Here is a 20,892-nt window from a genome sequence, read left to right on the forward strand (position 1 = left end):
CTTTAATTTTTAGTATTAATTTCTAATTCTGTTTCAAATATTTCACCATTTTCCTGTGTCTTAAAAGTATAGTTTTCATGATAAAGTAATTCCAGTCTTTTTTGCATATTCTTCAACCCTATTCCCGAACCGCTCTTATCGGTATTATTTTTCTTTCTGTTACTGTTTTTACTTTTAAAAATAATCTTGGAACCCTCAATTTGCATCGAAAAATAGATTTTTGACTCATGTACTGCAGAAACGCCGTGTTTAAATGCATTTTCAATCAGAGAAATGAACAGGAGAGGAGCCACTTGCAAATCTTCTGTAAGATTTGGAAATTCGGAAGTCACAACGGTTTTATCTGAAGTCCTCATCTTCATTATATTTATGTAACGCTCAATAAAATCAATTTCTTTTTTTAGACTGACTTTTTCAACATTCGATTCATACAACAGATAGCGCATTAAAGTACCCAGACTATGTATGTTTTCTTTTGCTTTTTCTGGTGAAATATCAACCAGTGAATAAATATTATTTAATGAATTGAAGAAAAAGTGCGGTTGGAGCTGGTACTTGAGATGCTGCAGTTCCGACTCAAGCTGGGAATTTTTGGATTCTTTTTTCTCAGCTTCATTTTTTACCCATCGTTCAAAGATACGCAGTGTAATAGAAAAAATAAGCGGTATAAGCAATGAGAGAGTATCAATGTAAACAAAGAAAATTATCGGAGGCGGCTGCAAAAGATTCGTTTTAGGCTGATTTTCAATAAAGAAATCTCTAATCTGAAAATTCAACCAGATAAAAAAAGCAATTACAGCGGCATTGATTACAAAATATAGAACGGCTTTATTTTTGAATAAAAGTGCATTTATTAAAATAAAATAATTGAGATAAAAAATAACAGCATATATGTATAGCGGTATCCAGAAATGTTCGATGATTCTCTGCAGTTCAATAGACTGTCCTGAAGATAAAAGATAAGGCAGACTAAACAAAACCGCCCAAACCAAAAGGTGTATTCCAATGGCAAAAAGTCGCTTGTTTTCTATAGATTTATTCATATCGCAAGGCGTTTATAGGGTCTAAAGCGGCTGCTTTTCGCGCTGGGTACCATCCGAAAAATATTCCTGTGATGGCGCAAACGGCAAAAGATATCAGGATAGAAAACATCGTAACACTTGTGGGCCAGTTTAAGACGGAGGCAATAAAAACAGTCGAAATCAAGCCTAAAGTTACTCCAATTATTCCACCTGCAATACTAATTATGACAGCTTCGGCCAAAAATTGCATTAAAATATTTCTTCCGGTTCCTCCAACGGCCATTCTCAGACCAATTTCGCGGGTTCTTTCTTTAACCGAGATATACATAATATTCATGATTCCGATTCCTCCGATCAATAAAGATATACCGGCAATAGCAACTAATAATAACGTCATCATTTCACTGGTCGAACTAAACATTTTAATTAATTCCTGCTGGGAGAAAACATTAAAATCGTCTTCTACATTTTCAAGTTTGTGGTTTTCTCTTAAGATTTTGGAAATTTCTTCTACAGCTGCCATTGCGTCGTCTTCGCTTTTTGAAGAAGTGACAATAGATTGCAGATAGGTCGATGCCAAAACTCTTTTTTGAACAGAAGTATAAGGCGCTAGAATAATATCATCCTGATCTTGTCCGAAAGTATTTTCTCCTTTTTCAGAAAGAACACCGATAATCTTAAAAGGAATTTTATTGAAACGGATAGTTGCACCGATCGGGTTTTCATTGCTTTTAAATAAATTCTCTACAATAGTTTTTCCAATTACAACAACTTTTGCTGATTCTTTTATGTCTTGTTCAGTAAACATTGTACCGTCCTCAACCTCCAGTACCCTTACTTTTAGGTAATTTGGAGTAGCTCCATACAAGGTGGTAGGCCAGTTTTTTGAGCCCCTGATAGCCTGACCGGTTCCATTAACCAGAGGAGATGTATTTTCAACAAGAACAGCTTTTTTTTGTATTGATTCCAGATCCTTTAGCGTAAGAGTCTGCATTGAGCTGACATCCATTCTTACTCCGCCCTGCATTCCTGCACCGGGACGTATGGTAATCATGTTGGAACCCATGCTGGAAATCTGGGTTTTGATGCTCTCTTTTGAGCCTTCTCCTATGGCCAGCATTGCAATCACAGATGCTACGCCTATAATAATTCCGAGCATGGTAAGAAAAGCTCTTATTTTGTTGATTTTAAGAGCTTTAATGGCTATTTTGAATAAACTTGAAAGATTCATACGTTTTATTTTAATCATTTTCAGGAGGCATATTTTTCAATACTTCTGCTGCATTTAAGATGTTTTCGTTTTGGTAATCTTTAATGATATGACCGTCTTTCAAAACAATGGTTCTACTGCTGAATAAAGCAATGTCCGGTTCATGGGTTACAAAAACAATTGTTTTACCTTCTGCATTTAGTTTCTGGAAAAGCACCATAATCTCATAAGAAGTTCTGGTGTCAAGATTTCCTGTGGCTTCGTCCGCAAGAATAACAACTGGATCATTTACAAGAGATCTTGCAATGGCCACACGCTGCTGCTGCCCGCCCGAAAGCTGGCTCGGAGTATGTTCCAGACGTCCTGCTAATCCAACAAGATTTAGCGAATCAATAGCTCTTCTTCGTCTTTCCTCTGCCGGAACTTTTTTGTTGTAAAGCAATGGAAGTTCCGCATTTTCAATCGCAGTTGTTCTTGGCAGCAGATTGTAGGCCTGGAAAATAAATCCGATTTTTTCGTTTCTTATTTTCGCTAACTGATTTTTATCCAGATTTCGCACAGGGTGGCGGTCAATTTCATAAAGTCCGGAAGAAGGCTGATCGAGGCATCCTAAAATATTGAGAAGGGTTGATTTTCCCGAACCAGAAGAACCCATAATGCTAACAAATTCTCCTTCTTCTATAGCAAACGAGATTCCTTTTATGGCGCGTACAGTTTCGTCGCCCATTTTAAATTCCCGCTTTAAATCCTGAATATTTATAATTGTATTTTTCATGTCTTATTTTTTTCCGGGTGGCTTAGGCATAAACGGGCTGGAACTTCCTTCGGATCCTTTCATGGCCTGTTCTTTTTTAAGAGTAGTCACAATCTGGGTGCCCAGTGACAAACCACCGGTAATTTCATAATTGATTCCGTCGTTTTTGCCAACCTGAACTTCCTGCTCATGGATTCCATTATTGTCTTTTACCCAAATGGTTTTTATATTCTTATCTTTTGAAGGAGCGGATTTTGTCTTTACAGGAGCAGCATTTTTGTTTTTATTGTATTTGTTTAAAAGATTCCTATCTGGTTCAAAGGCAAAAGCCTTAGCTTCTAAGGTCATAACATCTTTTATTTCCATGGTATAAATAGAAACTGTTGCTGTTAGTCCCGGTTTTAGTTTTTCTTCAGGATTGTCCGCTTTTATAATTACCGTATAGGTCACCACATTTGAAGTAACTGTAGAGTTTAAGCGAACTTGAGTTACAGAACCTGAAAATTCCTCGTCTGGAAAAGCATCTACAGAAAAAGTGACTCTTTGTCCTTCTTTAATACTGCCAATATCCGCCTCATCTACATCTGCCTCGACCTGCATCTGCTTTAAATCCTTTGCAATAGTAAAAAGGGTGGGAGTGCTGTAGCTTGCCGCAACTGTCTGCCCTTCGTCAACATTTTTAGAAAGCACGACACCATCAATTGGAGAATAGATATTTGCATATCCAAGATTGGTCTGCGCTTTTCTGAGGTTAGAACTTTGCTGCAAAGCAGTTCCTTTTGCCGTATTTAAATTAAAAAGAGCTTCCTGATAATCGGCTTTACTAATCACGTTTGCTTTATAAAGTGCTGCCTGCCTTTCGAAAATAACTTGTTTGTAATTTTGATCCTGCAGCGCTACATTGTAAGCAGATTTTTCCTGCTGTAAAATTTCTTGCAGATTTTCTTTGTCCAGTTCTGCAATTAACTGACCTGCTTTCACAACCGAGTTGTAGTCAACATAAATTTTTTGCACTACACCCGAAACCTGAGTTCCGACTTCTACCTGCTTGGTCGCTTCGATAGTTCCTGTAGCTGTGACCACATTTGTGATGTTTCCGTTTTTCGCCTGAACGGTTTCTATTTGGAGAATTTCTTTTTTATTGTTAAAAGAGTAGATTGTCGTGATAATGGCTCCAGCAACTAAAACAGAAGCTGTGATTATTTTTGTTCTCTTATTCATGATACTGTTGTTTTATATTTGAATTTGGTTTCCCTGATAAAATTGAAGTAGCTGATAATAAAGCGCTAATGATAATTTGGTCTGTAAATAAGTTTGTTCTGCATTTAAATAGGTATTCTTATTTACAAGAAGATCGGTTAAATTTAAAGCTCCCAATTCTGATTTTTTTACTGACATATCATAAGCTAGTTTTGAAGAATTTCTCAAAGCAATTGCCGCTTCCATTTGGCTTTGGCTTGAGACTGCATTCTGCCATGCGCTTTCAATTTTTAAGTATAATTGTTTGTTTTGAGATGCTGCTGAGAGTTTCGAATTTTCGATTTCAATTTTAGCGATGGCTACATTGGCTTTGTTCTGGTATTTGCTGAAAATCGGAATGTTTAAAGAAAGTCCGACAGTCTGGTAAAAGTTGCTATTAAACTGATTAAAGAAGCTGAAATTCTGCGTGTTGGTATATCCTGAATTTAAGCCTGCATTCAGACTTAAAGTGGGAAGATATTCTGATTTTGCTTTAGATAACTCCAGTTCTTTTATAGATGTTTGAAGATTAGCACTTTTAATTTCAGGCAGATTAGCTGTTGCATAATTATATACCGTTTTTAAATCTGGAATTAGATATTCTGCTGAAACTAATTTTGTAGTCTCAATTTCGAATGAATCGTCTGGATTTAATTCTAATAATTGTTTTAAAGTGATCAGCTGCTGACGGTAATTGTTTTGTGCTGTAATCAATGTTACTTCATCATTTTTAAGCTGCGTTTCTAAATTAGCAACATCTAAACCGGCAACAGAACCGGCTTTTAATTTTAGGCTCATCTGATTGAGCTGTTCTTTTGAAGAATTTATAATATTTTGAGCTGTTTCAATTCCTTCTTTGTAATAAAGTGCCTGCAGAAAAGCCTGTGTGACGCTTAACAAAGTATTGTTTTTGGCTTCAGATACATAAAATTCGTTTTGTTTAACTAATAATTCATTCTGCTTAATTGTATTATTGATATAGTTTCCTTTATATAATGTAACAGATGCATTTACTCCGGCACTTGTGGAGTGTACTAATTGCGAAACATAATTACTTGTAATTGGGTCAATACTACTACCGTTATTCATGTTCTGAGAAGCATTGGCACTTACACTTGGTAGACGTTCATATTTGGACTGCTTGTAATTTATCTCAGCTGAATTTTGATTAAGTACAGCCTGTTTTACAGTGATGTTGTTTTGGATTGCATAAGAAATACAATCTGCCAAACTCCATTTTTTTGGTGTTTTCTTTTGCTCTTGTGCCGCGACTATTCTGAATTGCAATAGTATCAGGATTATTGTAGCTATTTTTTTCATTTTTTTTCATTTTATATTCAAAGGAAGAATTTATATTAGTATGATTGTAAAGAACTAGACGTACTATAAGATTTTGTTGATTTATGAGTAGATTTTATAGACGAGATTTTTAAGAAATACATAATTCTAAATGCTATTTGCACTATTATGTGTCTACATGAATCCAATCCTAATTGCCTGAGTAAATAAAAGGGGTGGGCTCGATAATTAACAACTATAGCAATAAAAATGCACAATGGATGATCTTACCAATTGCTAGATAAAGAGAGATTAGAGGGGGGAGAAAAATGATTACTTTTTGTTTTAATTTTTAATTGACTGAAACTGTATTTAATTAATTTCAGTTTTCCTCTTTTCCTCTGCTTTGGATTTAGAACTAGAATTAAGTGTTGCCAAAATACCTAAATTAATTCCTACACCTAATGTGTTGTAATTCTTGTTAATATTATTACTAAAGTATTTTATTGGTAAAGAGCTGCTTATTTTAAACATTGGAGATATACGGTATTCAAGACCAGCATCAGCAAGGAATGTGAAATATTGGTTTGAATCTGAACTTGTTGACACACCACCTTTCTTTATTTTTATTTTCATATTTGTCATCGTATAGCCTCCTATCCCTAAAGACGAAAAAAATCTCAGGGGCTTATCTGCACTATCGTAATATCGGTACATCAATTCAGTGCCCATAAGCATAAAAACGCGAACTGTTCCTTTTTTACCGGGCTCTATGCCGCCTTCTGGTTTTTTGTTTCCTATACTTACATTTAGTAGTAGAGTTGACTGTGATGTGAGTGCTTTTTTGAAACTCAATCCTTTGGTTACTACTACATCACTGGTGCTGTTTAGTTTTGGACCGAAAAGAGCAAATGGCGAATAAAAGAAACCAACGTCAAAATTATCTTTGTAGTTCTTCATTTTGTCTAATTGTATGTCTTCATAGGAGTATAGCTTATCCGTAGTATAGCTTTTATCATTCAGTTCGGTATCGAGTTGAGCTTTTAGAACCTCCAAACTTCCGTGATTATTGTTAATGAAATTGAAGGGGTAAGCGCTGTCTTTGTAAATGATCGCTTTCTGTTTGTTTTCATCTAAAGTATTAATAAGAAAGAAAACGGACTCTTTAATTTTTCGTACTGAGGCTATGGTGTATATAATGGCGTTGTAACAATTCAAGGAACTATTAATTTCTTTATCTAGTATGTTTATGTAAACTATATTATAATCAGTGAAAAGTCCTGATTTTACATAGATGTTATTTTGGCTCAAAGTAATTAAATCCTCACCTCTCGCATCAATTACCAGCACCCCTTTAGGAGACGCTGAATTCTCCTGGAAAATGTATTGGCTATAGCATTTTGCTGAAGGGATATTAAATTCATAAATTTTCTGTGAGAATAATATGTGTATGGTCATAAGGCATAGGATAGTTAAGGTTTTTTTTCCAAAAAGAAGATAGGAGGATAGATTAGGCATATGCATTGTTATATTAAAAAAGATTGGGAGATTTAATTAAATAAAAATAAGGCAGGGTCTGTGCTGATTTACTTAATAACTAATCTCTTTGAAGAAACGGTGTGCGCGGAAAAATAACCTAGGGCACCGTTGCTTATATTGCTGGGTGGATCTGAAGGCGTCACGCTTCCCCCTGAAATTTGAACTAGTGCGCTGTAATAGGTGTATACGTCCGAATCTACACACTGCATATCAACGTGGATTATGTTTCCAGGAAGAAGTTCATCATCATCTTCCAGAGCTGGGAATAAACTTCTCTGATTCTCCATGCCATTATTTATGTTGTCTGAAAATACCTGTAGAGTCTTCTTGTTTTTGTATTCAATACTCAATATAAATAAGTAGCGGTTACCTAGCAGCTGAGGGTCAGTGTAAACAGGAAGTATAGTATAGGTAGTTTTTCCTCCCATAGACATAGAATCCTGAATGAGCCCGTTCAGGGTTACAGGAGCAGGCATAGTACTTTGTGCGGTGTAATTTTCTCCGTCGATTGATACGTTCAAGTTGTATGTATTACCGGGAACTGAAGCCAAATAGGAAGTCTTATAGCGTCCGTTGGATTCATAGGTCAGGATTTCTGAATGGCCATGATTATCACTGATTGTAACCACAGCATTTATAACTGGGGTGTATTTATTGCTTTCGGTAAATGGAACAGATTTGGTGATGCGAACATAATAAGGACCAGATTGGTCTGTAATATTTCCTTCAATGACAATAGAGCCGCTTTTATCTTGCAGATCCAGAGTAATTTCTTTTTCGCATCCTGCGGTTAGCACTATAGATAATAATATAAAAAATGCTTTTTTCATCTTTAAAATTTGAAATTATAAGTGACATTAGGAATCATTTTAAACAGGGATGTCTGGACAGCCCTTGTGGTGCTTGGTTTATCAGGATTATTTTCGAAAGTTATCGAATAGGCATTTTCAAACCCGAATAAATTATAGAATCCAAAACTCCATGAACTATGAAATTTTTTATTTGTTTTAGGATCATAAGTTGTACTTATGTCCAATCTGCGGTAAGAAGGCATTCTGTCTGCATTTCGGCTGCTGTACTGGAAAACGGTCTGGCCGTTAAGCTCGTACTTTCCTGTCGGGAAAGTAACTGCATTACCAGTGCTGTATAGAAAGGTGCCTGAAAGAGACCAATTTGGATTTAAAGTATAAATAGCAACAACAGAGAGATCATGTGTTTTATCAAGACGGGTATTATACCAGTCATTATCGTTGATACCGTTTATTTTACGTTCGGTTTTTGACAGAGTGTAGGATACCCAGCCAGTAAGGGCACCTTCTTTCTTTTTAGCAATAAGCTCGACGCCGTAGGCTCTTCCTTCGCCAAACAAAAGTTCACTTTCTACATCCTTTCCAGAATCAAAACTTATCTCGGCACCGTTTTTATAATCAATCTGGTTCTTCATATTCTTATAATATAGCTCGGCATTAATTTCGTAGTTATTATCGTTGAAGTTTCTGCTGTAGCCTGCACTTATCTGGTCCGCTATTTCAGGTTTGACCGTATAACTGCTTCCAATCCACTGATCTGAAGAGTTCCCGCTGTTGCTGTTGGACAATAAATGTAAGTTTTGGGTGTTACGCGAATATCCAGCTTTAATGCTGCTCACTTCATTTATGCGGTAGTTGGCGGTCAGACGAGGTTCGATGTTAAAATATGTTTTACCGATAGATCCCTTAGTAATATCTTTACTCTCCGTGAGGACACCATTCTCATATATATTATAAGTGTCTCCTCCCATAACGCTGAAAGTAGACAGCCTGAATCCGTAGTTTAGAGTTAAAGGTTCAGAGATTTTAAAATCGTCATTTGCATAAAGGGCATTCTCCCATGAATATCGTGTGTTCTTAGGGTAACTGCTTACACTGCTGCCTGATGCGCTGCTGGGAGTTATGGCATGATAGATAGTCTGTATTCCAAATCGCACAGAATGCTGGCTGCTGACAAACCACGAAAAATCCTGTTTCAGGTTTCTATCCTTGATTTGGGAGCTCATAGTTGTTGTCTGATCGTTGGCACTCTCCATGCTTATATTGTAATCGTAGTTGCTGTAGATAAGGGAGGTGTTTGAAAACAGACTACTGCTGATAATGCTGTTCCATCGCATCGTAGCTGACGTATTGCCCCAGTCAGTGGAAAATGAGCTACCAAGCCCCATGACATCTCTTCCAAAATACCCGGAGAGATAGATGCGGTTGTTATCATTTATCTGATAATTGGCTTTCATATTAAGATCGTAGAAGTAAAGTTTAGTGTCCTTAAAATCATCACTGGCTTTTAAGAACATATCGACATATGTTCTTCTCCCTGATATTATAAAAGAAGACTTATCTTTCTGAATTGGTCCCTCAACACTGAGCCTGCTGCTGATAAGACCGATTCCCCCCGCTACCTTATAATCCTGATTATTCCCATCTTTCATTTTTACATCCATAACAGAGGAAAGCCTCCCTCCGTATTGTGACGGACTGTTTCCTTTTATAATGCTAGCATCTTTCAGGGCATCACTGTTAAAGGTGCTGAAGATGCCCAGGAGGTGTGATGCATTATAGACGGGTGCTTCATCTAATAAAACAAGGTTTTGGTCAGCAGCCCCACCTCTAACACTGAATCCCGAGCTTCCGTCTCCAGTGCTTTTAACCCCGGGCAGCAGCTGGATTGTTTTAATTACATCTTTTTCTCCAAACAGCACGGGCAGTTTCTCAATTTTTTTCATATTAAGGGTCTCAATTCCCATTTGTGCTTCATTAAGGTTTTTATCCTTTTTAGTTTTTGAGACTACCACTTCCTTAAGGATATTGGACTGGGCAGTGTTCAGCAGCCAGTCAATCCTGATATTTTTATTAAGAGTAATATTCTGCTGCTGCTGGTCAAATCCAATGTAGCTGCATATTATGCTGTACTGGCCGTCGGGGATTGATATAGAGTAGAACCCGTATTCATTTGTAACCGCTGAATAGGCACTGTTCTGCACTATCTGAATAGCGGCACCAATGATGAGTTCTCCGTTATTTTTGTCTTTAATTGTACCGCTGATAGTGTGTCTCTGCTGAGCAAAGCTTCTAACCGAGCAGAGAAGCAGGACGGCCAATATAAAATGCCTTATTAAAAATGTTTTCATTTACGACTGTGTTTTACAGCAAAAATGTGAAAGCATTTTCGATTTTTGGGCGCAGGTGAAACTGAAGTGGACGAAAAGGCAGATAAAGTGGACAAGACCTTAAAAACAGAGTTTAGAATCTGTGTTTTCTTTGTAATTTACAGGCCTTAGGTTTTTTTAACTAAGGCCGTAATAGATAGGAAATACCTAGTTGAATTTCATTTTTTTTATTGCAGAGCATGCTTGATAAAGTTTTAGATGAGTAAAGACAGTCACCCTTTACGTTCTGCACCGGCAGCGATAGTATTCAGATATAAGTTTTAACTGCCTAATATCAATATGGGTGGCAGAGCAGTGAATTTATTCTATGGCTGTTTACTCTGTGTATATTCTCTGTACGTCCTGCGATCTTACGCCCAGCCATCTTGTTTTTGCCTGTTCACCCCCGCTGTGTTAGGTTTTCTTTTCCCAGCTACTTTTCTTTCAAATCATAGCCTAGCAAATCTCTCAGCCATTGGAGAGCCATTCTAGAAAATTTGTGACTTTCTCTTTTCCTACCAGTATGGTATAAGGAAAGTCAGAATTTAAAGTAATCCTTATTTTTCGATTCGGGTAGTGTGCAGCAGATTTCACGGTTTTTTTGTTGATTAGATACTGACGGTTGGCACGATAAAAAAAAGGGGTGAATTTTTTCTCCAATGTATCAAGGTTCTGGTTTACGGGCCATTTTCTACCTTCAAAGCTAAAGGCATATACCGTCAGATTTTCAATTAAAAAAAATGCGATCTCATTACCCGAGAGCGGAGTGATTTTCTCTCCCTGATGCAGGATGACTGACGGCATAGCAATGGGCTTGATGCTCTCGGAAAGACCCGAGAGCAGTTTTTTAAAATCCAAAGTGTGGTTATCTGCCCCGGTGAGCAGCGTGTATTTCTTTAATGCTTTAGTTATGGAATCCGTATTGACGGGTTTGATAATGTAATCAATCCCCATTGTTTCAAAAGCTTGAAGCATATAATTGTTAAAAGCGGTGCAAAATATTATAGGCACCTTATTGTTTATGGCCGCAAAAATGTCAAAACTCAGACCGTCCCCTAACTGTATGTCGGAGAATATAATATCAATTTTATGTTCTGTTTTGAAGAATTCGGTTGCTTCTTCAACAGAAGGTAGCTGGGCGCAGATTACGGCATCCGGCATCACTTCGGCAATGGTCTTGGCCAAGTCTTCCGCCAGAGGTCTTTCATCTTCTATAATAACAATATTCATACTTTAAAGTATTGGGATTATCACGGTAAAATTTTGCTCTGATTCGTCTATTATGATTTCTTTTTCGCTGAGTAGCTTATATCTGCTGTTAAGATTTGCCAATCCAGTATTGTTACACTGCACATAGGTGGCTAGATTTTTTTTATTGGTTACAATTAGCCCTGATGGTACATATTTAATCTGAAATTCAAGAGGTTTTTTTTCAGTAAAATGATTGTGCTTAAATATATTTTCAACCAGTGTCTGTAAGGCAAAAACAGGCAGTTTATGACTGTATATCTTCCTTGGTATTTCAATAGTGCAGGTAAAGGCACTGCCGAAACGCAATCGCTGTAAAGCTAGATAGTCCTCTACAAAATCAAGTTCTTTCTCCAAATCAACCATATCGGCTGTCGGCGCGTTGATAGAATACTGTAGGAAATGGGAAAGTCTTACGACATACTCTTCGGCCTTATAATGATTGGAGATAATAAGGGACTTGAGTGCGCTAAGGGTATTAAAAAGAAAATGTGGCTGAAGTTGCTGTACCAGGACCTGTTTTTGTGCTTCGCTGTTCTGCAGTTTTAAGTCCTGCAGTTGTCTTTCTGCAATTTCTTTGTTACGGGAAGTCACAATGTTATTGCATAGGATCATAATGACAATATTTGGAAGCATTAAAAAGAAAAGACTATATAGGATATTTGCCCTTTCAAAGTCTGTCGGACCAGGTATTATATGATCAGGTACAGCTATTTTTGCTGAAATCCTTAAAATAATCAAAATGGCCTGCGATGTTAAAAATTTCTCTGCATTGTTCATTTGTTGCTTTCTGATTACTAGTGAGATATGGATAGACCAAATGATAAGGCTGGCGGACGTAATTGCAATAAAAAGAAGCAGAAAAGTCTTGAAATCAATTTTTTGGTTTAAGTAAGGAGGGCTTGCTCCATAAATAGCCAGAATGGGTGATATCAGAAAGGCGTTAAGCCATAATTTTTGGGTCACGGTCATTACTATTATAGTTCGAAAAAATATTTTGGGCAGTATTTATTCCTTACTTTAAAATATAGCTTTTTAGAAGAAATTAGCTAAGTATTAGTCAGGTGTTTTTATAAGCGGAATGCAATCACTATTATCAAAACATTTTTCTCATCTCGATGATTTGCATAATCCAAAGGACGAATTAACTCGTGAAATATGCAAAAAAAATATATGTCTAGCCTAAATTTATAGATTTGTGAGTGTATTTTGTCTATAAGATTTTTCGAGAATAATATAAATGGTTAATTTTTAACGTTTTTATGAATCTACTTTATTTAGCAATAGAATTTTCTCCTTTTTGCTTTCCTTCTGAGATTCCATAAAACTAGAAATATTTCTAATCTAAAAATGTTATTTTAAAGTAATCAAAATATTGTTTAAATAAGGTAAGGTTAACTTTAGTGGATTTATAAACCGCCAATATTTGTAGGTTAAAGTGAGGTAAATAATAAAATGGGAAATAAAAAAAAACGCTAAAACTAATGTTTTAACGTTTTTTTTGTGACCTCGACTGGATTCAAACCAGTAACCTTCTGAGCCGTAATCAGATGCGCTATTCAGTTGCGCCACGAGGCCTTTTTTGCTTTTTAAGGCGACTTTTTAAAAAAGTACTAGTGCCTTATTGCGGGTGCAAATATAGGAATAAATGTGTAACTTGCAAGAGTAAAATTGTATAAAAATAAAAAAAAATGACAGTTGATAAGTACATTCGTGATATTCAGGACTTTCCTAAGGAGGGAATTTTATTTAAAGATATTACTCCGTTATTAATTGATCCCTCTGCAAGAAAAGAATGTTTGGATATCTTGGTTTCGACCTTGAGAGATAAAGGCATAAACAAAGTAATTGGAGTAGAAAGTAGAGGCTTCTTTTTTGGAACGCTACTTGCACAAGAGTTGAATGCAGGCTTTGTACCTGTTCGTAAACCCAATAAATTGCCCTATGATACAATTGCGGCTTCTTATGCTTTAGAATACGGAACAGATACCTTAGAAATCCATACAGATGCAATTCAAAAAGGCGACCGAGTGCTTATTCACGACGACGTATTGGCCACAGGTGGAACCGCAAAGGCTGTTTGTGAGTTGGTAGAACAATTGGGTGGAATAATAGTGCAGTGTAATTTTATTATGGAGCTTACATTTTTAAACGGAAGAGAAAAATTGGCACAAAAAGATATTTTTGCAGCTATAAAGTATTAAAAAGGTAAAATGTAGGTTAAAAACATTTAATCAAGAGCTCTTTTGGTTACATAATAACGATAGCCAATAATTGCCATTTGCCATTTTTTAGCTTTTGATATATCCAAGCCTTGTTTGGTGAAACTTGGTAAAACGATTTTGTTGATTTGAGCAAGTAATTTGTACATAATTGTTTTTTTTCAAAGATATAAAAAAGATTCTCAAGCAAATGATCGGTCGGCTATCTAGTAATAGGTAAAGGAATAAGTACTGTTTTAGATATCTAAACGTAGTCAGTGAGATAAATAGCTGTTTTAAGTAGTGGTAAATCGTAATAAGATCTATTCGTAAAGTGTAAACTTTGAATAGGTCTTTTTTATGCTCTTATATCATGCTTTTCAATTTTTAGAGATGCTGGGTTTAAAAAAAAAACATTTTTTTTCTTTAAACTTTACTTTTTTACGTAAGGTGTTGCGAATGAATTGGTTACTTTTATTTTTGTGTTTTTTGTCAATAACGCAAAAAAAAACTATTTTAATGGTTTTTGTTGAAAATTAATGAATATTTTTTGCTAAAAACAAAACTTATCAACGAAAACGTTTGAATTTAGGGGCTTTTATTAAAAATATAATAAGATATTATTAAAAGTAGTCTATGTTTATTAAATTTACATATTAATACTTAAAAAATGTCAAAAACAATAAAAAAAATAGGTGTACTTACCTCTGGAGGCGACTCACCAGGAATGAATGCTGCAATACGTTCTGTAGTTCGTACCTGTGCCTTTCATAATATAGAGTGTGTAGGTATTTATAGAGGTTATCAAGGGATGATTGAAGGTGACTTCAAAGAATTAGGCCCAAGAAGTGTAAATAATATTATTAATAAAGGAGGAACTTTTTTAAAGTCTGCTCGTTCTCTTGAATTTAAAACCCCTGAAGGACGCAAAAAAGCCTATGATAATTTAGTTAAAGAAGGTGTTGAAGCTTTGGTAGTTATTGGTGGTGATGGTTCTTTTACTGGTGGACTTTTGTTCAATACCGAATATGGTTTTCCAGTTATCGGGATTCCTGGAACAATTGATAATGATATATATGGTACAAGTCATACTTTAGGGTATGATACTGCCTTAAATACAGTGGTAGAAGTAATAGATAAAATTAGAGATACTGCCAGTTCACACAATCGATTATTCTTAATTGAAGTAATGGGTAGAGATGCTGGACATATTGCTTTGAATGCTGGAATTGGAGCTGGAGCAGAAGAGATTTTGATTCCTGAAGAAGATTTAGGTTTAGAAAGATTGTTAGATTCTTTGAAGAAAAGTAAATCTACAGGAAAAACGTCAAGTATCGTTGTAATTGCTGAAGGTGATAAAACAGGTAAAAACGTTTTTGAACTAAAAGATTATGTAGAATCTAATTTTCCTGAATACGATGTGCGTGTTTCGGTTTTAGGTCATATGCAACGTGGTGGTGCTCCTTCTTGTTTCGACAGAGTTTTAGCCAGTAGACTTGGTGTGAAAGCGGTGGAAACCATTCTTGAAGGAAAAACAAATTTTATGGTGGGATTATTAAACGATAAAATTGAATTAACTCCACTAGAACAAGCAATTAAAGGACATACAGAAATTGACAGAGAGTTACTTAGAGTATCTGATATTATGTCGATTTAGTCTTATATAGAAACAAATAAAAATAAAAATAATTTAAATTAAGTAAAAATGTCAAAAGTAAAATTAGGAATAAACGGTTTTGGAAGAATTGGAAGAATTGTTTTTAGAGAGTCTTTCAACAGAGATAATGTAGAAGTAGTAGCAATCAATGATTTGTTAGACGTTGATCATTTAGCTTACTTATTAAAATATGATTCTGTTCACGGTCGTTTTAATGGAACTGTAGAAGTGAAAGAAGGAAAATTATATGTAAATGGAAAAAACATCCGTATCACTGCTGAAAGAAATCCAGCTGATTTAAAATGGAATGAAGTAGATGTTGATGTAGTGGCTGAATGTACTGGTATTTTCACTACAATCGAAACTGCAAGTGAGCACATTAAAGGTGGTGCTAAAAAAGTAATCATTTCTGCTCCTTCTGCTGATGCACCAATGTTTGTAATGGGAGTAAACCACGAAACGGCAAAAGCTTCTGATTTAGTTGTTTCAAATGCATCTTGTACTACAAACTGTTTAGCTCCTTTAGCTAAAGTTATTCACGATAATTTCGGAATTGAAGAAGCGTTAATGACTACAGTTCACGCTACAACTTCAACGCAAATGACTGCTGATGGTCCTTCAAGAAAAGACTGGAGAGGTGGACGTGCTGCTGCAATTAACATCATTCCATCTTCAACTGGAGCTGCAAAAGCTGTTGGAAAAGTTATCCCTGCATTGAATGGAAAATTAACTGGTATGGCTTTCCGTGTTCCTACAGCAGACGTTTCTGTAGTAGATTTAACGGTAAAAGTTGCTAAAGAAACTTCATACGAAGAAATTATGGCAGCTTTGAAAACAGCTTCTGAAACTACATTGAAAGGTATTATGGGATTCACTGAAGATGCTGTAGTTTCTCAAGATTTCATCTCTGATAAAAGAACTTCAATCATTGATGCTACTGCAGGAATTGGTTTAAATTCTACTTTCTTTAAACTAGTATCTTGGTACGATAATGAATATGGATATTCAAGCAAATTGATCGACTTGTCTGTTCATATTGCAGGTTTAAAATAAAAAAAAGAAAAGCAAGATTCCAAGAGCAGTAGCTTTTGGAATCTTTTTGTTTATACAAAAACACACAAGAAGGTTTAATCCATTTCTTGTGTATTTTTGTATATAAAACCAAATTCAAAAAAAAGTATATGAAATTAATAGTAGACAGTGGTTCAACAAAAGCAGATTGGATTGCAATTGATGAAAAAGGAAAAGTTCTATTTACAACCCAAACACTTGGATTAAACCCTGAAATTTTAGAAGGTAACGAAATTATTGATCGTTTGAATGATCGTTTCGATATTTTACAAAACAAAAAAACAGCAACTCATTTGTTTTTCTATGGTGCTGGCTGCGGAACTGCTCGAATGAAAGAGGCCTTGACTCTTATTTTTCAGGACTATTTTCCAAATGCAATTGTGTCGGTAGAGGAAGATACTTATGCAGCGGTATATGCTACCACTCCAAAAGGAGAAGAAGCTATCGTAAGCATCTTGGGAACAGGTTCAAATTGTAGCTATTTTGATGGTAAAAAATTGCATCAAAAAGTACAATCATTGGGATACATAATTATGGATGATTGTAGTGGAAATGTTTTTGGTAAAGAATTAATTAGAAAGTACTATTTTAACAAAATGCCAAAACACATTGCTGAAGAATTTGAAAAGGAATACAATGTGGATCCTGATTTTATTAAAAGCAAATTATACAAAGAACCTAATCCAAATGCGTATTTGGCAACGTTTGCAAAGTTTTTAATCAAACATAAAGAAGAAGAATTTTGTAAAAAAATTATTTACAAAGGAATGAAGTCTTTTGTGAAAAATTACATCAAGCAATTTGATAATTATCAAGAAGTTCCTGTTCATTTTGTAGGTTCTATTGCTTTCTATTTGAAAGAAGAATTACAAGTGACTTTTGACAAATATGAAATGAAATTAGGGAATGTGTTGCGTAGACCTATTGATGGTTTAATTGCATATCACGTTGCTAACAATTAATACAATGGAAATCGCTATTATTGGACACGATGGGAAGAAATCTGAATTGATTCAGTTTTTAATCAAAAACAGAGCAATTCTAGATACTTCAGATATTAAGCTAATCGCTACAGGAACAACTGGAGGAAAAGCTGAAGAAGCTGGTTTCAAAGTTAAAAAAATGCTTTCGGGACCACTTGGAGGTGATGCGCAAATCGCCGGTAGAGTAGGTGAAGGGAAAACGAATATGGTCCTTTTTTTTAAAGACCCGCTGTCCAGTCACCCACACGAGGCAGATATTAATATGTTGATTCGGGTTTGTGATGTACACAATGTACCATTGGCTACGAATGGAGCTACTGCTCAGTTGTTATTAAATGCTATAGCACAGCAATCATAGATATTTCTACATTGACATTTTTAGGCAGACATGCCACTTGAACCGTTTCACGAGCTGGAGCGGTTTTTTCGTTAAAATAAGACCCGTAAACCTCGTTGATTGCCCCAAAATCATTCATGTTCATAATAAAAATACTGGTTTTCACTACGTTTTCAAATGTCATATTTGCTGCTTCTAAAACCGCTTTCATGTTTTGCATGACTTGCTCAGTTTCTGCTTGGATAGAGTCTGTTATTAGTTCGCCAGTTGCTGGATTAATGGCTATTTGTCCAGATGTGTATAATGTGTCTCCTTTTAATACGGCTTGATTATAAGGGCCAATTGGTGAAGGGGCTTTGTCAGTAAAAATAATTTTTTTCATAAAAAAGATGTTATCGTATGGTTCTGTCGTTTACTCTCTGTTTGTTCCATTTAATATCGCTCAATACTCCCGATTTTATTCCGATGAAGAAATTCCAATTCGAATAGTCACCAAAAGGTGTCCAATTGAAATCCATTCTCCAGCTTAATAAATCTCTTTCAAAACGTATTTGTGTAAAGGTTACTCCCTTTTGTACAAAATCATAACCTGTGGAGATTCCGCCTTTCCATTTTGGTGTTAAATCAGCATTGGCAGAAATCATAATGGAGTTGTTGATAATTTTCTTTTCACGATTGTTATTCCCGTAGGTTAAGGAGTAAGCAAAAGTCATATCCCACGGCAATTTAGATTTGAAAAATGTGGTAATAGCATCCTCACCTTTAGAATCATCTGTATCGTCAAATTGACTTTTTTGATTCAGTACATCCCTGCTTTTTCCAAACAAATCATCTTCTCTTCCGCCATTTCTTTTCACTTGATCATCATCCTTCTTCTTATCATCAAATTCACTACTAGAAATAGAGTAATTAACAGTCATATTGGCGCTTGTCATTCTGAATAAACTTCCTCCGTTGTTTATATTGTACATATTGATTCGAGTTCCAGAGTTGTCAATTGCATAAGGGTCTAATGTAGCTCCAAAATTCACATTCATTTTGTTTTTAAACAATTGTGTTCCTCCACTTACACGAACTGGTGACCAAGCAAAAGTTGTTTTACCATCAGCATTAAGATCGTAGCTGGTAGAAAGGTTTAAATTGTTTAATAGCATTATTTTTTTAGGCTCTACTTTCGTAGTATCACTATCTGTTACTTTGGCTTCAAAGGTGTTGCTTAAATCAAACCCAATGTTGTTTGAATTTGAAAGACCCGGTGCTCCGTAAATACCACCTTCAAAACGGGTGTAAGGTTTGATCATCGTTCCGCTTGCATCTGCTGCGTAGGTGTCATAATATTTTTCAAAACTAGGAGTGTAACCATACGAAATAGAAGGACGCATGACGTGTCGAATAGATTTTATCTTTTTGTCTTTACCAAAGTTAAAAGTACCATAAATCGTTGTTCCAATACTACTCGACAAAGTATAGGTTCTAAAAGCATCAAATCCATTTACGGTTTCGTCAACAACTTTACTTTGATTGGTGTCATAAAATCTTCTAATCGTTTTTAAGTACCAAACTTCGTTGTAATTGGCGGATGCTGAAGCACTAAAATATTTGAATAATTTAAAGTTGGTACTTATAGGAATGCTGTGTTGCATACCTACTTGTGCATTTTTGAACATTTCGGGTTTGAAGAATAAAGAATCTGTGGTTACAAAGCTATTTCTTCCATTTAAATTGTACTGCAAATTGATGTTTTTGATAAACCCTTTTTTGATTCCATCTCCTTTTGCAAATGGAAAAACTCGATCCACACTTAGCTGGAGCGTAGGCAAAGTCATATTGATTTCGCTTGTTTGGGTGTTTTGAGAATGTGTAGCGGATAGCGACATTCTTACTTGTGGAACAGAGTTAAATGTTTTGGAATACGAAACTGATGAACTTAATGTATTGTTTAGATTTGACCCTAAATTCACCACATTTATCGATTGTTGGAAATATTTACTACTACCCAAGTTGACAGAGGCTGAGAAAGTAGAATTAGGATTTGATTTTGAATCTTTGGAATGAGACCATTGAATGTTATAAATCGTCTGTTTGGAATAATCTGGGTAACCTCTTTCGCTGTTAATTAAATTTTCGAATCTAAAGTTGAAATTTCCTCTATAGTTATATCGTTTGGCATAGCTGGATTCCAGACGCATTCCATAACTGCCATTCGTATAATAATCTCCAAGTACAGTTAAATCGTAATGATCACTTAAAGCAAAGTAATATCCAAAATTTTGCAATGAAAAACCACGGGTATTAGAGTCGTTGTAATTTGGTAAAATGATACCAGAAACGCTAGTTTCTTTGCTCATAGGAAAATAAGCAAACGGAAGGCCTATTGGAGTTGGTACATCAGCAATGACCATATTGGTTAATCCAGTAATGACTTTTTTACCAGGAATAAATTTCACTTTATTCGTTTGAAAATAATATTCAGGATTATCGACATCTTTTGAGGTTGTAAATCGTGCTCCTTTTAGGAAATAAACCGAATCATTTTCTTTTTTGGTAACAGCAGCTTTGATTTTAAATTCTCCTTGATCAGTTCTTGAATTCCAAATTAAGGCTTTTTTTGTTTTAAAATTAAAACGTATAGAATCTGGCTCGACTACATTAGTACCTTGCTTGAAGTTAGGGTATTGAGTGTATTTACCAGTAGAATCTTTGATTCGTCCAGCATACACTTCATTTTTATCGTAATCCATAACTATGATTCCAGACTTTAACTCAATGTCTTGGTAATATAATTCGGCCTTATCATAAAGTGTAATCAGTTTCTTTTTTTGGTCTATTTTGGTGTAGTCATGGGCTTTGTAACTCACTTTTCCTTCCAAAAAAGCCTTTTTTACTTTGACCGTGTCCGCTTTGATCGAATCTTTAATTGGAGTAGGGACTATGTTTTTAGTTTTGTCTTCTTTTGCTTTTGTAATTTCCTTTTTAGGAGGAATAGTAGTGTTTTTTTTCTTTATATCTTGCGAATAAGCACTAGTTGTCCCTAGTGTAAGAAAAAATGATATTAAAACGATATTAAATAAGTTTGTATGCAAAGGTTTTAATGCTATTTTTGTAAAAATGATGGCTTACTTTTTGAAGCACCAAACTTACATATATTTTTTTGCAAAAATAATCAATTAACAAA

18 protein-coding genes and 1 tRNA gene are annotated in these 20,892 nt (G+C 35.3%); 5 read left to right on the plus strand and 14 right to left on the minus strand.

Annotated features, from left to right (window positions below):
- Positions 1-2: 2 nt before the first annotated feature.
- The 11 genes from WFZ86_RS16335 to WFZ86_RS16385 all read right to left on the minus strand — a co-directional run bounded on the left by WFZ86_RS16335 (position 3) and on the right by WFZ86_RS16385 (position 13,046).
- A complete protein-coding gene (locus WFZ86_RS16335; protein WP_342692918.1) occupies positions 3-1,043 on the minus strand; it encodes a sensor histidine kinase in 1,041 nt (346 codons plus the stop codon).
- A complete protein-coding gene (locus WFZ86_RS16340; protein WP_342692919.1) occupies positions 1,036-2,253 on the minus strand; it encodes an ABC transporter permease in 1,218 nt (405 codons plus the stop codon). The genes WFZ86_RS16335 and WFZ86_RS16340 overlap by 8 nt, the downstream gene beginning before the upstream one ends.
- Positions 2,254-2,263: 10 nt before the next feature.
- The gene (locus WFZ86_RS16345; protein ID WP_342692920.1) at positions 2,264-3,007 is read right to left on the minus strand and encodes an ABC transporter ATP-binding protein; all 744 of its coding nucleotides are present in this window, start codon (positions 3,005-3,007) and stop codon (positions 2,264-2,266) included.
- Between the two features lie 3 nt (positions 3,008-3,010).
- Positions 3,011-4,207: an efflux RND transporter periplasmic adaptor subunit gene (locus tag WFZ86_RS16350; protein WP_342692921.1), complete on the minus strand. Its 1,197-nt coding sequence runs from the start codon at positions 4,205-4,207 to the stop codon at positions 3,011-3,013.
- Between the two features lie 12 nt (positions 4,208-4,219).
- Positions 4,220-5,545 carry a TolC family protein gene (locus tag WFZ86_RS16355; RefSeq protein WP_342692922.1) on the minus strand — a complete coding sequence of 442 codons (1,326 nt, stop codon included), beginning with the start codon at positions 5,543-5,545 and terminating at the stop codon, positions 4,220-4,222.
- A gap of 330 nt (positions 5,546-5,875) precedes the next feature.
- Positions 5,876-6,961 (minus strand): hypothetical protein, encoded by a 1,086-nt coding sequence (locus WFZ86_RS16360; protein ID WP_342692923.1) that lies wholly within the window; start codon positions 6,959-6,961, stop codon positions 5,876-5,878.
- 128 nt (positions 6,962-7,089) lie between these two features.
- Positions 7,090-7,872 (minus strand): DUF4249 domain-containing protein, encoded by a 783-nt coding sequence (locus tag WFZ86_RS16365; RefSeq protein ID WP_342692924.1) that lies wholly within the window; start codon positions 7,870-7,872, stop codon positions 7,090-7,092.
- 2 nt (positions 7,873-7,874) lie between these two features.
- Entirely contained in the window at positions 7,875-10,202 is a 2,328-nt protein-coding gene (locus tag WFZ86_RS16370) for a TonB-dependent receptor (RefSeq protein WP_342692925.1), read from the minus strand.
- 486 nt (positions 10,203-10,688) lie between these two features.
- The gene (locus WFZ86_RS16375) at positions 10,689-11,450 is read right to left on the minus strand and encodes a LytR/AlgR family response regulator transcription factor (RefSeq protein ID WP_342692926.1); all 762 of its coding nucleotides are present in this window, start codon (positions 11,448-11,450) and stop codon (positions 10,689-10,691) included.
- 3 nt (positions 11,451-11,453) lie between these two features.
- A complete protein-coding gene (locus tag WFZ86_RS16380; RefSeq protein WP_342692927.1) occupies positions 11,454-12,440 on the minus strand; it encodes a sensor histidine kinase in 987 nt (328 codons plus the stop codon).
- A gap of 532 nt (positions 12,441-12,972) precedes the next feature.
- Positions 12,973-13,046 (minus strand) — tRNA-Arg (locus WFZ86_RS16385).
- Positions 13,047-13,159: 113 nt separating this feature from the next.
- Between WFZ86_RS16385 and WFZ86_RS16390 the strand changes: the two genes are divergently transcribed.
- Entirely contained in the window at positions 13,160-13,672 is a 513-nt protein-coding gene (locus WFZ86_RS16390) for an adenine phosphoribosyltransferase (RefSeq protein ID WP_342692928.1), read from the plus strand.
- A 26-nt stretch (positions 13,673-13,698) separates the two neighbouring features.
- Here the strand turns inward: WFZ86_RS16390 and WFZ86_RS16395 are convergent, their stop codons facing one another.
- A complete protein-coding gene (locus WFZ86_RS16395) occupies positions 13,699-13,839 on the minus strand; it encodes an SsrA-binding protein (protein WP_342692929.1) in 141 nt (46 codons plus the stop codon).
- Positions 13,840-14,339: 500 nt separating this feature from the next.
- On the opposite strand from WFZ86_RS16395, the gene pfkA reads away from it, so the two are divergent.
- The 4 genes from pfkA to WFZ86_RS16415 all read left to right on the plus strand — a co-directional run bounded on the left by pfkA (position 14,340) and on the right by WFZ86_RS16415 (position 17,738).
- Positions 14,340-15,326 carry a 6-phosphofructokinase gene (pfkA, locus tag WFZ86_RS16400; protein WP_159684452.1) on the plus strand — a complete coding sequence of 329 codons (987 nt, stop codon included), beginning with the start codon at positions 14,340-14,342 and terminating at the stop codon, positions 15,324-15,326.
- Positions 15,327-15,374: 48 nt separating this feature from the next.
- Positions 15,375-16,379 (plus strand): type I glyceraldehyde-3-phosphate dehydrogenase, encoded by a 1,005-nt coding sequence (gap, locus tag WFZ86_RS16405; protein ID WP_342692930.1) that lies wholly within the window; start codon positions 15,375-15,377, stop codon positions 16,377-16,379.
- A 128-nt stretch (positions 16,380-16,507) separates the two neighbouring features.
- A complete protein-coding gene (locus tag WFZ86_RS16410; protein ID WP_342692931.1) occupies positions 16,508-17,359 on the plus strand; it encodes an N-acetylglucosamine kinase in 852 nt (283 codons plus the stop codon).
- A 4-nt stretch (positions 17,360-17,363) separates the two neighbouring features.
- Positions 17,364-17,738: a methylglyoxal synthase gene (locus tag WFZ86_RS16415; RefSeq protein ID WP_342692932.1), complete on the plus strand. Its 375-nt coding sequence runs from the start codon at positions 17,364-17,366 to the stop codon at positions 17,736-17,738.
- Here WFZ86_RS16415 and WFZ86_RS16420 read toward each other — a convergent pair.
- Both WFZ86_RS16420 and WFZ86_RS16425 read right to left on the minus strand, forming a co-directional pair.
- Positions 17,719-18,099 carry a RidA family protein gene (locus WFZ86_RS16420; protein ID WP_342692933.1) on the minus strand — a complete coding sequence of 127 codons (381 nt, stop codon included), beginning with the start codon at positions 18,097-18,099 and terminating at the stop codon, positions 17,719-17,721. The two genes, WFZ86_RS16415 and WFZ86_RS16420, sit on opposite strands and share 20 nt — an antisense overlap.
- 10 nt (positions 18,100-18,109) lie before the next feature.
- Complete coding sequence (locus WFZ86_RS16425) at positions 18,110-20,800, minus strand: putative LPS assembly protein LptD (RefSeq protein WP_342692934.1); 2,691 nt, start codon at positions 20,798-20,800, stop codon at positions 18,110-18,112.
- Between the last annotated feature and the right edge of the window lie 92 nt (positions 20,801-20,892).

It is taken from the genome of Flavobacterium polysaccharolyticum (genome assembly GCF_038739875.1).
GTDB lineage: Bacteria > Bacteroidota > Bacteroidia > Flavobacteriales > Flavobacteriaceae > Flavobacterium > Flavobacterium polysaccharolyticum.